This is a genomic window from uncultured Oribacterium sp., from assembly GCF_902481605.1.
GTDB classification, from domain to species: Bacteria; Bacillota; Clostridia; order Lachnospirales; family Lachnospiraceae; genus Oribacterium; species Oribacterium sinus.
In genome coordinates this window covers 1-16,120 of the sequence record NZ_CABSXI010000014.1, presented here as the reverse complement: position 1 = coordinate 16,120, position 16,120 = coordinate 1, and the positions used below count along the sequence as shown (strand labels likewise).

13 protein-coding genes are annotated in these 16,120 nt (G+C 45.8%); all 13 read left to right on the top strand.

Going from position 1 to position 16,120, the window contains the following annotated elements; genetic code table 11:
* The first annotated feature begins 89 nt into the window (after positions 1-89).
* Positions 90-1,400, top strand: a complete 1,311-nt coding sequence (locus RDQ32_RS04020) for an N-acetylmuramoyl-L-alanine amidase family protein (RefSeq protein ID WP_308579213.1) — start codon at positions 90-92, stop codon at positions 1,398-1,400.
* A 137-nt stretch (positions 1,401-1,537) separates the two neighbouring features.
* Entirely contained in the window at positions 1,538-2,377 is an 840-nt protein-coding gene (locus RDQ32_RS04015; RefSeq protein WP_007157641.1) for an ABC transporter ATP-binding protein, read from the top strand.
* Entirely contained in the window at positions 2,364-3,071 is a 708-nt protein-coding gene (locus RDQ32_RS04010) for a hypothetical protein (RefSeq protein ID WP_007157640.1), read from the top strand. The genes RDQ32_RS04015 and RDQ32_RS04010 overlap by 14 nt, the downstream gene beginning before the upstream one ends.
* Positions 3,072-3,180: 109 nt before the next feature.
* The gene (locus tag RDQ32_RS04005; RefSeq protein WP_040649276.1) at positions 3,181-5,172 is read left to right on the top strand and encodes an energy-coupling factor transporter ATPase; all 1,992 of its coding nucleotides are present in this window, start codon (positions 3,181-3,183) and stop codon (positions 5,170-5,172) included.
* A complete protein-coding gene (locus RDQ32_RS04000) occupies positions 5,165-5,971 on the top strand; it encodes an energy-coupling factor transporter transmembrane protein EcfT (RefSeq protein WP_308579212.1) in 807 nt (268 codons plus the stop codon). The genes RDQ32_RS04005 and RDQ32_RS04000 overlap by 8 nt, the downstream gene beginning before the upstream one ends.
* 172 nt (positions 5,972-6,143) lie before the next feature.
* Positions 6,144-6,920, top strand: a complete 777-nt coding sequence (gene truA / locus RDQ32_RS03995; protein ID WP_040649357.1) for a tRNA pseudouridine(38-40) synthase TruA — start codon at positions 6,144-6,146, stop codon at positions 6,918-6,920.
* A gap of 170 nt (positions 6,921-7,090) precedes the next feature.
* Entirely contained in the window at positions 7,091-7,906 is an 816-nt protein-coding gene (locus RDQ32_RS03990; protein ID WP_007157636.1) for a hypothetical protein, read from the top strand.
* 250 nt (positions 7,907-8,156) lie between these two features.
* Complete coding sequence (locus tag RDQ32_RS03985) at positions 8,157-10,340, top strand: thiamine pyrophosphate-binding protein (RefSeq protein ID WP_308579211.1); 2,184 nt, start codon at positions 8,157-8,159, stop codon at positions 10,338-10,340.
* Positions 10,341-10,408: 68 nt separating this feature from the next.
* Positions 10,409-11,608, top strand: a complete 1,200-nt coding sequence (locus RDQ32_RS03980) for an NAD(P)-dependent oxidoreductase (RefSeq protein WP_308579210.1) — start codon at positions 10,409-10,411, stop codon at positions 11,606-11,608.
* 147 nt (positions 11,609-11,755) lie between these two features.
* Positions 11,756-13,078, top strand: a complete 1,323-nt coding sequence (locus tag RDQ32_RS03975) for a class I SAM-dependent methyltransferase (protein WP_308579209.1) — start codon at positions 11,756-11,758, stop codon at positions 13,076-13,078.
* Positions 13,079-13,139: 61 nt separating this feature from the next.
* Positions 13,140-14,339 carry an alcohol dehydrogenase catalytic domain-containing protein gene (locus RDQ32_RS03970; RefSeq protein WP_308579208.1) on the top strand — a complete coding sequence of 400 codons (1,200 nt, stop codon included), beginning with the start codon at positions 13,140-13,142 and terminating at the stop codon, positions 14,337-14,339.
* Positions 14,340-14,383: 44 nt separating this feature from the next.
* Complete coding sequence (locus RDQ32_RS03965) at positions 14,384-15,361, top strand: glycosyltransferase family 2 protein (protein WP_308579207.1); 978 nt, start codon at positions 14,384-14,386, stop codon at positions 15,359-15,361.
* 6 nt (positions 15,362-15,367) lie between these two features.
* Positions 15,368-16,120: glycosyltransferase (locus RDQ32_RS03960; protein ID WP_308579206.1), on the top strand; the 753-nt coding region annotated here is incomplete at its 3' end.

Genomic DNA, 16,120 nt, shown 5'->3' with positions numbered 1-16,120 from the left:
CGGCTGTTCCGGAATTGTAAGAGAAAAGCACTTGTTTTCCCCTGTGCACCCGCCTTATACTGAGAGGAAATGTGAACAGGAGGTTTTGTATGATTAGATTTTTTCAAAATACAGGAAAGCGCCTGGGGCTGTCTTTAGCCTTTATGGCCACAATGCTTTTTTCTTTAAGCATGCCTGCTTTTGCGAAGGATAGCATCAGCAACATCAATATGATTCGAATTAAGGTAGAGGAAAGACTTCGGAATCTGGATCCGGGAGATAGTCTTGGAAATATCAGTGAAGGCGATTTTTCCACAGGGGACAGCGACAAATACCACGTGGATGCGGTTCAGTGGGTAGACAGCGGAAATGCAGGAGACATTACCGTGGGAAGCACTCCCAAGGTACAGCTTTATCTTGTGGCGGACAGCCGGGATAAGAGCAATGGAGATACTCTCTATTACCAGTTCTTCGGTGCCTATAACAGCAACAATGTTCGGGTGACCAACGGAACTCTGATTAGTGCCAAGAGAATCAGTTCCACAGAGCTTGAGCTTCTGATTCAGCTAAGAGCGGTTCAGGGGCAGTATTCCATGGCGGATAATTTGCAGTGGGACAGTAATTCTCTGGGAAGAGCTCGTTGGACTGCTCCGGAAAACGGTTCCGGCGTCTATGAGGTAAGCCTGTTCAAAGAAGGTAGAAGACTGGCAAAGATTACCACAGATGCGTTAAGCCTGAATTTTTATCCTTGGATGACAGAGGAGGGAAGCTATACATTTTCCGTAAAGACCATTCCTTATACCGAGGAGCAGAAGAAGGCGGGAAAGTCCTCTGAGGAAGCGGAGTCCGAGGTTTTGGATATCCAGCAAAGCACCCGTTCCAACGGAGAAGGAAAGTACAGTGAAAATCAGGTACAGGGACAGAGCGGACAGAACAATTCCGGAACTGCCAACATTCCTAGTACTATCGGTTTTAGCCAAAGCAACGGAAAGTGGTATTTCCGTTTCCCCAACAGCCAGCCTGCCATCAACACCTGGGTGGAGTGGAATGGACATTGGTACCATTTCAACGGACAGGCGGAGATGGAAACCGGATGGTTTAAGAATAGCTATGGGGACTGGTACTATTTGGACCCGGTCAACGGCGATATGAAGACCGGCTGGAGATTCATTAACCAGAAGTGGTATTATCTTCGTCCGGAAAAGGATGACCGCTGTGGGGCTATGCTTTCCAACGGCATCATGCAGATCGGCAAGGAGCAATATTACTTTGACAATTCCGGTGCCATGAGAACGGGCTGGATTTCCTTACAGGAAAACGGAAACACGGTTTACTATTATTTCAAAGAGGACGGGGCAATGGCGAAGAACACTACTATTTCCGGCTTCCGTTTAAATGAAAGAGGACAGTGGGTAAAGTAATGCAAAAAAGAAATACAGTATCGTATGCGAAAAGGGATTTTCTTTAGCATATTTGTTTGGGCCTTCCAGGATAGAGATATCTTGGAAGGTCTCAATATTTTATAGAAAAGTATTGTAAGTAATCAAGGAGATAGTAAATGCTGGAAATCAAGGGTTTGAAGAAGAGTTTTAAGGCAAAAGAAGTTTTGAAGAATCTGAATCTTTCCATCAATGAAGGAGAAATCGTCTGTTTGCTTGGGAATAATGGGGCCGGAAAGACTACCTTAATTAACTGTATCCTTCGCATGCTGCAGGCAGATGCGGGCTCTATCTTCTTGGAGGGACGAGACATTTCCACGTATAAAAATGAGGAGTATTTTTCCAAGGTAAATGCTTTGCTGGAATCCAGTGTGAATGTCTATGATTATCTTACCGGATGGCAAAATATTGAGTACTTTTCCGGACTACAGAACATTGATTCCGGGAACGAGAAAATAAAAACTTATATTTCTTTGTTTGAATTGAAAGAAGCAATCCACGAAGCTGTAGGGACTTATTCTCGAGGAATGCGACAAAAGTTGGCTTTATTGATTGCCCTAATGTCTTCTCCGAAGCTCTTGCTCTTGGATGAGCCTACTTTGGGGCTGGATATTCAGAGTAAGTTATCTGTTATTCAGACATTGAATACCATTATAAAAACAGAGAAAATTGCAGTATTACTCACCTCTCATCAAATGGATGTAGTACAAAAGCTTCAAAGTAGAATACTGATTTTAAAGGATGGAGTCGTCCATGCTTTTGATAAAACAGATTACGAAGACAAAGATTTATATACGGTCTCTTATATAAAAGATAGCGTAATGGAAAGTGACACGATTCGGGGAAGTTTTCAGGATATTTATCAAAGCTATTATGGAAAATATGAAATTATGGAAATAAGAAAAAAGGAAAGAGACTTGGAAGAAATATTGCTGGAGGTTTTCCATGAAACTGATTAAGGCTGAATTTAAAAAAAGTCTGATAGAGGCGGCCAGCTATTATCCGGATTATATTGTGGGCCTGTTAACCGACATTTTGTTGCTCGTGATTGTCATGAATACGGAGGGAGAACAAGAGGAAAAACTCTTTGCTTATCTTCTATGGGTTTTGGTAAATGGTGTTTTATCGGAAGCGTCTTTATGTATATCTACAGAAAAGCAAATGGGAACTTTGCAAAACCTGATGATTAAACCATATTCCATTATGCAAATCATTAGCGTGAAAACCTTAATCTGGTTTATGATTAACAGTGTAAAAGCCTTGGTTTGCATAGGGATAGCTTCTTTGTTTATAAAACTGAGCTTTCGATTCGAACATTTTTATATTGTTATCTTGGTGTGTTTTGGCTGTATGGGAATATCCTATGTACTGTCTGCCTTAACCCTCATTATTACGAAAATGGCCTCCTTTGTCAGCATTGTGGGTTATCTGTTTTTATTTCTTTCCGGTAGTATCCTTTCTTTACCGGAATATTTGCAGTATACCAATCCGCTATCGGCAGGTTCCCATTTTTACGCTCTATTGATTTATCAAACAGCAGGGATTAAGGACTTTTTTATTCTACTGATGCTATGTGTAGCATATTTCTTTGCAGGAAAAGGCATTTTTACATTTGTTTTTCAAAGGAGTAAACAATTTAAATGGACATATTAAGACTATGATGAAGCATGAGCTGACGATTAGAACCGCATTTCATTGCCTTTTCACATGCTAAGGGATATACTGACTAGGATTTATTGTGTATTTCTTTAGGAGAAAATTTTTGAATAATATAGAAGTAAAAGATTGTACTTACGAATACGTACGAAGGGACGAAAATGATGAGGTAGTGGAGAAACTTTCCGCTATTTCTCATTTGAATTTCACAATCGAAGAGGGAAGCTTTGTTTGTGTGCTGGGCCACAACGGTTCCGGAAAATCCACACTGGCAAAGCTTTTTAATGCTTTACAGATTCCTACGGAGGGATGCGTGATTATTTCCGGTATGGACAGCCGGGAGGAGGCCAATGTTTTTCCTATCAGGGAAAAGGTGGGCATGGTTTTTCAAAATCCCGACAACCAGATTATTGCCTCCGTGGTGGAGGAGGATGTGGGCTTCGGTCCGGAAAATATCGGTATTCCTACAGAGGAAATCTGGAAGAGGGTGGCAGATGCTCTGGACGCAGTCAATATGGAAGCCTACCGCCTGAAGTCTCCTAATCACTTATCCGGCGGACAAAAGCAAAGGGTAGCTATTGCAGGAACTCTGGCTATGGAGCCGAAAACCATTGTACTGGATGAGCCTACCGCCATGCTGGATCCCAGCGGTAGAGCGGAGGTGATTCGTTCCATTCGGGAGCTGAACCAAAAGAAGGGCATCACCATCATCTTGATTACCCACTATATGGAAGAGACGGTGGATGCGGATCGAATTATTCTTATGGATCAAGGGAAGCTGGTATTGGACGGTACGCCGAAGGAAATCTTTTCCAAGGTGGAGGAGCTAAAGTCTTTACGGATGGATGTGCCTTTGATTACGGACTTGGCCCATGAGCTTCGTCTTTCCGGTATGCCGGTTTCGGAGGGAATTTTAAAGGAAGAGGAGCTGGTGGAGGAATTGCTTGCTATCTTCGGGGAGGATTCCTTTGTGAAAGAGATGGAGCAGGTGCGAAAACAGGAGGATACGGAAGGCAAATCCGATGCGTTGCCAAGCTTGGAGACAGACAATTCTGGAGTAAGGAGTGCTGAGGGAGTAGATTCTCAAACTCCCACGCCCTCTTTAGAAGAAACGGAAAATGAAAAGGACAAGGAAATAGAAAAGGACTTTATTCTGAAAGTGGAAAATCTTTCCTGCATTTACCAGAAGGGCACTGCCATGGAAAGCTATGCCTTAAAGGACATTCATCTTTCCATTAAAAGGGGAAGCTTTTCCGCCCTGATTGGCCACACCGGTTCGGGAAAATCCACCCTTTTACAGCATTTTAACGGTCTGATTAAGCCGGAAACAGGAGAGATTTCCGTACATTTTCGGAAGAATCCTGCCCTGATTCTACAGGATAAGGGCTTTTTGTTCTGGAAGGGTAAGAAAAGAAAAGTGGAAAAGGAAGGGGTACTTTCCTTCCGGGAAGAGGGCTTTGATTTTCAAGGACTTCGCTTCAAGGTAGGCTTGGTCTTTCAGTATCCCGAGTATCAGCTTTTTGAGGAAACGGTTTTCGAGGATGTGCTTTTCGGGCCGAAGAATCAGGGCCTATCTTTGGAGGAAGCCAGGAAAGAGGCGGAAGAGGCTTTAAGAAGCATGGGAGTGGAAGAAGCTCTATGGCAGAAGTCTCCCTTTGAACTTTCCGGCGGACAGAAGCGAAGGGTAGCTATTGCGGGCGTGCTGGCTATGGAACCGGAGCTTTTGATTTTGGATGAACCCACCGCAGGCTTAGATCCGGCAGGAAGAGAAGAGCTGTTTCAAGTGATTGCCCATTTGCAGGAGCGCTATGCCATGACCATCCTCCTGGTTTCTCATTCCATGGATGATGTGGCTCGCTATGCGGAGGAGGTTTTTGTCTTAAATCAGGGAGAATGTATTCGGCAGGGTAGCCCGGAGGAGGTATTTTCCCATAAAAAGGAAATGGAGGAACTGGGCTTAGGACTGCCCCAGATTCGTGCTTTTTTGTATAGCTTGGAGGAAAAGGGCTTGTCCTTCCCTAAGAAGAATACGGTAGAGGAAGCGAAGGCAATGATTCTTTCTGCCTATAAAAAGAGAAAGGGAGGGGAAAATGCTTAGAGAAATTACTTTAGGGCAGTACTACCCGGTAGACTCCCTTCTTCATAGACTGGATCCCAGAGTGAAGCTGGCAGGAACCTTTTTGTTTCTGATTGCCTTGTTCATTGTAAACAGCTGGACTGCCTATATTTTTCTGGCTCTGGTTTTGCTTTTATTGATTAAGCTTTCCAATGTTCCCTTCTCCTTTATGGTTCGGGGCTTGAAAAGTGTTTTGTTCCTCCTTTTACTGTCGGTGAGCTTTAACCTGTTTTTAACACCGGGAAAAGAGATTTTTCGCTTTTATATGCTTAAAATCAGCCAAGAGGGATTGCATATTGCGTCTATGATGGCGGTGCGACTGATTCTTTTGGTATTAAGCAGCTCCTTAATGACCCTTTGCACCACCCCCAATGAGCTGACAGACGGTATGGAGAAGGGGCTGTCTATCTTGAAAAAGCTGCATTTACCCATCCACGAGATTGCCATGATGATGTCTATTGCACTGCGTTTCATTCCGATTTTGGTGGAGGAAACGGATAAGATTATGAAGGCCCAGATGGCCAGGGGGGCAGACTTTGAAAGCGGAGGAATCGTTCACAAGGCAAAGGCTATGGTGCCGATTTTGGTGCCCCTCTTTGTCTCCGCCTTTCGAAGAGCCTATGACCTGGCTTTGGCTATGGAATCCCGTTGTTATCAGGGAGGAGAGGGTAGAACGAAAATGAAGCCTCTCCACTATGAAAGAAGAGACTATCTTTCCTACCTCTTCCTGCTTATAGTGTTGGCGCTTTCCATTGGAAGCCGATTTGTCTCTCTACCATAAAATCAGAACCATGCAGAGATAAAGCGGACAGGGTTGCAAGGGCGGTATTGCCGGATAAAATCACAAGGAGAGTACGACAAAGAGAGAATGCTTTTTTCGGTATGGCAGATATTTTCGGGAAGGTAAAGAAGCTTTGTCTTCTGCGTACTGATTGAACAAGAGAAAGGAAGAGATGGAACAGCGTATTGTATTAAAACTGGCCTATGAGGGTACGTCCTACCATGGCTTCCAAAAGCAGGAGGGGCTTTCTACCATTGCAGGCACCGTAGAAGAGCAGCTCCGTAATCTTTTTCCATGGAAAATGGAGAACTTTATCGGAGCCAGTCGGACGGATCAGGGGGTGCATGCTCTTGGTAATCTTCTTTCCTTTGATACGGAGGGGAAGGTTTCCGGAGAACAGATTTTACGGGCCTTAAACAGCTATTTGCCGGAGGATATCAGGGTGATGGAAGCCTACTCCGTGCAGCAGGATTTTCATCCCCGCTTTACTCCTCATAGGAAGGCTTATCGATACAGCATTTGCCGGAGCAAAGTGGAAAATCCCCTTCGCAGAAGGACAGCCTATCACTATACCTTTCCTCTGGATTGCGGGAAAATTTCCGAGGGAATGGAGCTTTTAAAGGGAGAGCATGATTTCCGAAGCTTTGCCAATCCCAAGGCTCAAAGTCTTCTACAGGGGGGGAGCTCTGTGCGGGAGATTTATCGCTTTTCCATGGAAGAGGAGGGGGATTATCTTCATTTTTCTGTAGAGGGAAATGGATTTTTGTACCACATGATTCGGATTCTGGCAGGGACTCTTTTGGAGCTGGGAAGGGGAAGGATAAGCCTTTCCCAATTAGAAGAGATTTTGGAAAAGAAGGATCGCACTCTGGCAGGTCCCACCGCTCCGGCAAAGGGGCTTTGCTTAATGAATTTAGACTATGGAGATTTTCAGACTTTTCTTTTATAGTATAGAAGAGTTTTCGAAAGGCCATGGAATTGTTTTTTAGAGAACAGTGCATTGTTGTTATAAAGCTAGGATACAGTTTTTATATAGGCTATGGAACTGTCTTTATAGAAAGTATAAAATAGAGCTTTAGAGTGGCTTGAGGGGATGAAGAGGAAAGAAGGGAGTAAGGCATGGAAAAAGAGCAGATTTCCTTTTTTGATTTTCAAGGAAGATATGGAAAAGAAGAGTATTCTTCTCTTCGAGAAAAGGGAAGCTATTATCCGGAAAGATTGGAGCAAGGCTGCATGGGCTTTCGGAAAAGCCTCTTGGAAAAGAATATTTCCCCCTATGGATTGCATTTCTTTGACTGTGCTTCCATGCACTTTTTGACCAAGTTTTTTTTAGAGAGACTTCGGGAGGACTTTATTCTTCTGCTTTTTGACCATCAGGCGGATTTGAAGAGGCGGGAGGCAAGGGCGCTTTGTCACAATTCCTGGCTTCGGCAGGTAATGGTTCGCCTTCCCCATTGCAGGGGAATTTTGCTTTTGGGAGCCACCGAAGAGGAAAAAGGAATCATTAACGATGCTTTAATGACCTTAGGGGATGAGTTTGTTCCTATGCAGGGAGGCGGGGATAGCCTGGAATCCAGAAGGGAGCTTGCCGCAAAGCATCCCGGGGTTCGGGACCCCTTGATGCACACCAGCCTTTATTGTTTTACGGATAGGGATTTTCAAAGCGGAAGAGCCAAGACCCACATTCCTTCCCTTCTTCGTTTGGTGCAGCTGCCTCTATACTGTTCTATGGATAAGGACATTTTCGGAAAAGGCTTTACAGAGCAGGAATACCGTATTGCTATGGATTGTGTTTTAGCTTCGGGACAGAGGATTTTGGGGATGAATATTTTCGAAGGAGAGGGAGAAGCTGCTCCGGGAGAGGAGTTTAACCTTTCTCTGATTCGGGAATATAAGGAAAATGCCTGTGGGCTATTCCAAAAGACTGAGCTATAAAAGCATGAAGATGCTGAAAATAGTGTTTCAAAGCAGTAAAAACTAACGCAGTAAGCCGCTTGGAATTGCCAGCAAAGAAAAGTTTGTAAAGAAAAGCTTGTAAAGAAAAGCTCGTAAAGAATAGCTTGTAAAGAACAGAAAACTTCTAAAGAATAGAAGAACTGGTAAAACAAGTATGGCAGAATGGAGAACCGGCTTACAAAGTGTAGGTAAGGTGTGAAATGTAAACAAGAGCAGGAGGAAGCAGGAGATGAAGATTCGTGTAGCAGACTACATTGCCCAAAAATGTTATTCCATGGGACTGAGCAGAAATTTCTCTGTGGTTGGCGGAGGGGCAATGCACCTGAATGATGCCTTAGGACACCATAAGGGAATCAAGACCTTATACCAGCACCATGAGCAGGCTTGTGCCATGGCGGCGGAAAGCTATGCCAGAATCCACAATGTACCGGGAATTGTATGTGTGACTTCCGGCCCCGGCGGTACCAATGCCATTACCGGTGTGGTGGGAGCGTATCTGGACTCCATTCCCATGCTGGTGCTATCCGGTCAGGTGCGTCACGACAATACCGCCCGTTGGTCCGGAAGAGCACTCCGTGCCATGGGAGACCAGGAATTTGATATTCTGCAATCCGTATCCTGCATGTGTAAATACAGCGAGATGCTGATTGACCCTTATCGGGTGCGTTATGCCATTGAAAAGGCGATTTACCTTTGCCAGACCGGGCGTCCGGGACCATGCTGGCTGGACGTTCCTGTGGATGTGCAGGGATTTATGGTGGAGGAAGAGGATTTGTTGGGCTTCTCCCCGGAAAGCTATGAGGCTGGAGGAGACGGCTGGGCAGAGGGAACGGTGAAGGATTCCCATCCGGAGACTGCCACCGCTCTTCGGCGGTATTTTGCGTCGGATGCGGAGAAAGAGGCTCTTTTAAAGGCTTTATCTTCTGAGAAGAATCCGCATATCCTGGAAGAGGACAGAACAGAGAAGAAGGAAAAGACCGGGATTCAGAACTGGCAGGATTTCCTTCCTCTGGCAAAGGAAGTTTTAGAGAAGATTCGGAGCAGTGAGCATCCCATCTTCTATACCGGAAACGGTGTTCGTATTGCGGGAGCGGAGGGCTTGTTCTTAGAATGTGCGGAAAAGCTGGGAATCCCCGTGGTTTTAGGCTGGAATGCTCCGGACATCTTCCCCACTACCCATCCCTTAAATGCAGGCCGTCCGGGAGGAAGAGGAGACCGCCCGGGAAATCTGGCGGTGCAAAATGCTGATGTGATTTTAAGCATTGGCTCCCGTTTAAATATTCGTCAGGTAGGATACAGCTTCTGGGAATGGGCGCCTAAAGCCTATGTGATGCAAAATGACATTGATTTGGAAGAGATTGCAAAGCCCTCCGTACACTGTGACCTTCCCCTTCATGGAGATGCCAAGGCTCTCTTAGAAGCTTTACTGCATTTATTGAAGCAGGAAGAAAAGCTTCCTCTTTTTGCCGGCGGAAAGGGCATTTCCAGAGAAAAGGCGAAAGGCTTTGTGCGGGAAGATGCGGCAGGAAAGATTTTAGCGGAAAAGCAGGATGAGAAGCTAAGTTGGCTTGATACCATCCGTTTTTATCAGGCAAACTATCCCACCGTACTTCCGGAGTATCTGGAGGAGCGGAAAGGGGAGCTCACCAATGTCTACGCCCTTGTGGAAAAGCTTTCGGAGAGAGCTTTAGAAGACCAGATTACCGTGGTGGGAAACGGTTCTCCCTGTGTTGCCGGCGGACAGAGTTATATCATTAAAAAGGGAACCCGCTTTATCAGTCAGGACGGTGTGGCGTCCATGGGTTACGGATTACCGGCGGCTATCGGTGCCTACTACGGTGTAGTGGATTTTACCGAGGAAGAGAAAAAGCGTCTTTCTGAGGATCCTTATTGGAAGGGCAAGGGAGAAATTTACCCTCCATACCAGGGGAAGGATATTCTCTTAATGACCGGAGACGGCTCCATTCAGATGAATTTGCAGGAATTGCAAACCATTATCCATCATCAGATGCCCATTAAGATTTTTGTGGTAAACAATGGAGGCTACCACTCCATTCGCCAGACCCAGAACAGCTTCTTCGGAAAGCCCCTGGTGGGAATCGGTGTGGACTCCGGTGTGGAGGGCTGTGACCTGTCCTTCCCGAATTTGGAAAAGTTGGCCCATGCCTACGGCTATCCTTACGTTTCCATCAAGGAAAATGCAGAGCTTGAGCAGGGGATTGAAAAGACTTTAGGACAGAGCGGTCCCGTGATTTGTGAAGTGTTTGTCAGTATGGAGCAGCAGTTCCTGCCAAAGTCCAGTGCCAAGAGAGATGCGGAGGGCAATCTCTTCAGCCCGCCTCTTGAGGATATGGCGCCCTTCCTTCCGGAAGAAGAAATGGAAATGCTTATGCTCTATCCCAGAAAGAAATAAGGGAAGCATTTTCAAAGGAAGATGCAAAGTATTTTCAAGCGGGAACAATCAAGCAATAAGGGAGTTTTGTGAAGATATTAATTAGTGGGGTAAGTAGTTTTCTGGGGATTTATACCGCAATGGAGCTACTTTCCCAAGGCCATCAGGTCTATGGCATTGTTCGAAAAGAGAGTAAAAATAGAGAGAAGCTGGAGTCCCTTAGGGGGCTTCAGCTCATTTCCGTTGATATGAAGGCGTTTTCCTCCTATGCAGAGGAAGGGGAACTTGTTTTGGCAGAAGACATCAGGAAACAAGAAGACAGTTTCTCCCGGGAAGCTGCCTTCTCCCGGGATGGCTTTGCTTTAGCGTCTCTAGTCCCAAACGACTTGGATGCCATTATCCACTTTGCCTGGGACGGTGTAGGCTCCAAGGGAAGAGAAAATCCGGAGATTCAGGAACAAAATCTTTTGATGAGTAAGGGCTTTTACCAATGGGGGCTTCAAAACGGTGTGAAGTACTTTCTCTTTGCCGGCTCTCAGGCGGAATACGGCAGAGGCACAAGGGAAAATCCGGAGCCGGTAAGTGCCTATGGAAAGGCAAAGCTTAGCTTTTCCCGCTACGGACTTTCCGGTGGCAGAGTGGTAGAAGACTCCGCTTTTCCGAAACAATGCTTTAGGTCTTTCGATGATAAGGAAGAGGCGGAACAAGAGAAGGCAAAAGAGACAGAACAAAAGGCGGAACAAAAGACAGAACAAAAGACAGAACAAAAGACAGAACAAAAGACAGAACAAAAGGCAGAACAAGAGAATCCGATGAAGTTCTTAGACCTTCGGATCTTTTCTGTCTATGGCGTAGGCGACCATGAGACGACTTTGGTACATACTCTGGTGCAGGCGGTACTGGCAGACCGGTCCATGGATTTAAGCCCATGCAGTCAAATGTGGAACTTTATGGAGGCAAGGGACTTGGCTAGAGCCATAGCCTTCCTGCTGGAGGGAAGCTTCGGAAGCGGTACTTATGATCTTTGCAGTCAGGATAGTCGCCCTTTAAAGGACTATGTTTTGGAAATAGAGAGTCTTGGCAAGGTATTTTTAGAAAAGAAAGAAGGAAAGACCTTAAGCACCTCCTCCTCTCTACTCCGATTCGGAGAGCGGGCTTCCAATGCGGAGGGGCCTGTGGATTTAAAGCCTTCTATAAAAGACTTATACGATAGAGGATTTTTGGAGAAAATCTCCTTTCAGCAGGGGATAGAAGAGCTGTATCAACACTTTTATCAGAAGAGAGTATAGAAAACTATATAAAAAACTATATAAAAAACTATATAGAAAAGTATGTAGAAAAGAATATAGAAAAGAATATAGAAAAGTATTATAGAAGCGTATATAGAAGCGTATATAGAAGCGTATATAGAAGAGTCTATAGAAATGAGGGAAAGCATGGCAGAGAAAAAATGTTTAGCCTGTGGGGAAAATTTGGAGGAGCTGGCTGTTTTTCATAATATGCCTAAGTCTGCCCAGGAATTTCCCACAAGGGAAGAGCTGGCTACGGAGAAGGGGATGGATCTTTCCCTTTGCCAATGCAGGTCCTGCGGTCTTGTGCAATTTGATACGGAAGCGGTTCCCTATTACAAGGATGTGATTCGGGCCGGGGGTGGCAGCAGCACTATGAAAGCCCTGAGAGAGGAAGAGTATCAAAAGCTTCTCTCTTTTTTGGCAAAAAAGGAAGAAAAGAGACCTTTGATTTTGGAATTGGGCGCCGGAGCAGGAGAGTTTCTGGCCATGTGGTCAGGGGTGGAAAGTGGAGCCGACACAAGTTCTGATGTAAACTCCGTTACAAGTCCTGATACAGCTTCCGGCACAAGTTTAAGTATAGGTGCAAAAAGAAGCCAAAATCTTGAACCCTATGTGCTGGGAATTGAGCATAAAAAGGAGCTGGTGGAGAAGGGGCAGGCAGCAGGGCTTTCCCTGTATCAGGGTTTTCCGGAAGCAGGATTTGAACTGAAAAATATGGAAGGAAAGCATTTTCAAAGCGGAAAAACCCGTCCGGTAGAGGGAGAGTTAGACGCCATGGTGCAGTTTAACTTTTTAGAGCACCAGCCGAATCCCGGGGAAATGCTCTCCTTTGCCTATGAGCATTTGAAAATGGGGGGATATTTTCTTCTCACCGTGCCCAGCTTTCAGTATATTTTAGATCACCGTTCCTACTATGAGTTACTTAGAGATCATATTGCCAATTACAGTGAGGAAAGTCTTTTAAGCCTGGTACAGGATCAGGGCTTTTCCCTGGTGGAAAGCCGAGTTATCAACCGGGATACCATAGAGTTTCTCTTGGAAAAGAGGGAAAAGGAAAGCTGTACCACCTTCCGCTCATTGGGACAGAAGGTGGATATTAAGCCGATTTTGGAAAATGAGAAGGCTATCCAAGAAGACATCCAAAAGCATTTGGAAGGACTTAGGAAGAAGGGGGAGAAAATGGCGGTGTGGGGTGCCAGCCACCAGGGCTTAACCCTCCTTTCCACCACAGCATTACAGGAGGAAGTGGCTTATATCATTGACTCTGCCCCCTTTAAGCAGGGAAAATACAGCCCTGCTTCCCACCTTCCCATTGTGGATAAGAGCCATTTTCAAAAGGAGCCGGTGGAGGAGATTTTGATTGTGGCGCCGGGCTATACGGAGGAAATTGCCGGAATTATTCGAAGAGATTTACACCCCTGCCCCAGGGTTTTGGCCTTAAGGGGAGAGAAGATAGAGGAGCTGTAGACTATTTTTTTGGATTATAAACGACAAGCGGTAAGTAGTAAGTTATAGAAAGGAAATGCGAATGAAAGCCTTTGTACTGGAGGGGAGAGGGAAAGTCTCCTTTATCGAAAAGGAAGAGCCTAAGCTTTTAGAAGAGCATGGGGTATTGATTACCCCTGTCTTAGTGAGCCCCTGTACCAGTGATGTGCATACCATTTGGCAGGGCTCTCCAAAAAGAAAAGACCTTACCCTGGGCCATGAGTGCATTGGCAGAATCCTGAAAAAAGGGAGGGAGGTGAAGGACTTTTCCGAGGGGGAGATTGTGGCGATTTCCGCCATTACTCCGGATTGGGGGAGTCCTGAGGTTTTGGAAAATGAAGCCCATGCGGGGTATCCCTTTTCCGCCCATAGCTTGGGAAAATCCATTGACGGAGCCTTTCAGGAGTGCTTTTACCTTCCCCATGCAGATCAAAACCTTGGGAAAATCCCAAAGGGCATGGATTTGGAGGATGCCCTCCTTTCTGTGGATGTTTTGCAAACCGGCTTTACCGCTGCGGAGGAAGCGGAAGTTAAGGAAGGGGATACGGTTTGTGTACTGGGAATAGGAGCTATCGGCCTTGGGGCTGTCTTTGCCGCAAAGCTTATGGGTGCCAAGAAGATTTTTGCAGTGGGAAGCCGGGAGGACAGCAAAAGGTTGGCGGAAAGCCTTTCTTCGGAAAGCTGCCCGGTAGTGGTGCTGGACTATAAGACTTGTAAGGCTACTCTCCCTAAGGATAAGCACCCTCTAGCAAACTCCACCCATTCCCCTATTGTCAATGCCATCTGGGAGGAAACGGAAGGAAAGGGCGTGGATAAGGTTCTCATCTGCGGTGGAGATGAGTATGCCCTGGCGCAGGCCCTGGACATGGTAAAATATGGCACCGGCATTGTCAGCAATGTAGCCTACTTCGGCTCCGAGGAGGATGTGGAAGCCTTGGAAATGGCGGGGCAGGATATGGAGCTTTCTCTGGGAGAAAAGAAAAAGCGGAAGAAGGCCATAGACGGACTGTTGCTTCCGAAATTTTCCTTAGGAAAGGGCATGGCCGGAAAGACTCTACGCTTTTCCCTTTCCAAGGGGGGCAGAAAGCATTTGGAATGGGTATTGGAGAAGGTGCAGGAATCCGGCTTCCATCCAAGCATTTTCCTTACAAAGCGCTATCACGGCATGGACAAAATTCCGGATGCCCTCTATGATATGAAGGAAAGAAGAGCCATTAAGGTGGCTGTATATATGGAAATTTAGAAGATGCCCCTAAGCAGAACGGGCATTTTAGAAAGAGGTTTCTTTTGAAAAAAACCATTAGTATCGTTGTTCCCTGTTATAACGAAGAGGAAAATGTAGTTCCCTTGGCCAATGCGCTCAGGCTCTGCTTTAAGGAGCAGCTTCCGGAGTATCAATACGAAATTCTTTTTATCGACAATGATTCCTCCGATAAAACCAGAGAGAAAATTCGGGGGCTTTGCAAGCTGGATAAGGGGATTAAGGCGATTTTTAATGCTAAGAATTTCGGCCAATTTAATTCCCCCTACTATGCCATGCTGCAAAGTACGGGAGATGCCACCATTTTGATGGCGGCGGACTTCCAGGATCCGGTGGAAATGATTCCCCGCTTCGTTCATGCCTGGGAGGAGGGCTACCGCATTGTAATCGGGGTTAAGACCGAAAGCAACGAGTCAAAAATCATGTACGCCCTTCGGAGCCTGTACTATAAGCTGATTCGAAAAATGTCTTCCGTGGATCAAATCAGTCAGTTTACCGGCTTCGGTCTATACGATCAGGGCTTTATTTCCGTGATGAAATCCTTGGACGATCCAACGCCTTTCCTACGGGGGATTGTTGCGGAGCTTGGATACAGAAGAAAGGATATCTCCTATACCCAGCCCAAGCGCCGGGCTGGGGTTACCCATAACAATTTCTATACCCTTTATGATGCGGCCATGCTGAGCTTTACCAGCTATACCAAGGTGGGACTTCGAATTGCGGTATTTTTCGGGGGAATCTGCGCCGGCCTTTCCATGCTCTTTGGCTTACTGTATTTGATTATGAAGCTGATCTGGTGGGATCGTTTCCCCGCAGGAATGGCCCCCATGCTGATAGGAATGCTTTTCCTGGGCTCTGTGCAGATCTTTTTTATCGGCCTTTTGGGAGAGTATATTTTATCCATTAACCAAAGGGTGATGAAGAGACCGCTGGTAGTGGAGGAAGAACGGCTGAATTTTTCGGAACAGCCGGGGCAGAATGAAAGTTCTTCGGAAGAGGTGTAAGAGAAAATGAGAGCAAAGATTGATATTGCCTTAGTCAGAGAAGAAAAATTACATATTCAGGGCTGGGCTTTCGGAAGAGACCCGGAGACTCCGGTAAAACTGTCCGTACAGGGAAAGGGCGGGGAAAAGAGAGAATTTTCCTATGAGGAAGTGGAGCGGGAAACCGTAAATGAAGCCTATTTTCCGAAGTACGAGGAGGAAAACGGGAAGAAAATCCAGAGGAAGCTGGGCTTTTCTTTAGACACCCCCTATGCGCTTTCTAAAGGCGAGAGGGTGGAGCTTTTGATTCAGGTGGATCAGCAGCTTCGTCGTTTTAGTTTTGATGATAAAAAAATCGAGTCCTTTAACTCCCATGCCCACAAGAAGATGGAGAAATTCCTGGCTCTTTTCCAATGGGAAACCGTAGAGGCAGTGAAGGATACCCTGAAAAAGGGCGGTCTTTCCGCCCTTTGGCATAAGAGTGTGCGGAAGTTAAAGAGTATCGAAGAGGATTACGACTATAACGAGTGGTACAAAAAAGAGAAGACCGGAGCGGAAGAGCTATCACGGCAAAGGGCGGAAGTTTGGGAGAATCCCCTGCTTTTTTCTATTGTGATTCCGGTGTATCGTCCGAAGGAAGCTTTTTTAAGAAGACTCTTGGACAGTATTTTATCCCAGACCTACCCGCATTTTGAAATTTGCCTTGCGGATGCTTCCGAACTTTCCGAGGATTCCTTGGAAAATGGAGAAAAGTCCCCCATTGCGGTTTTAAAGGAGTAT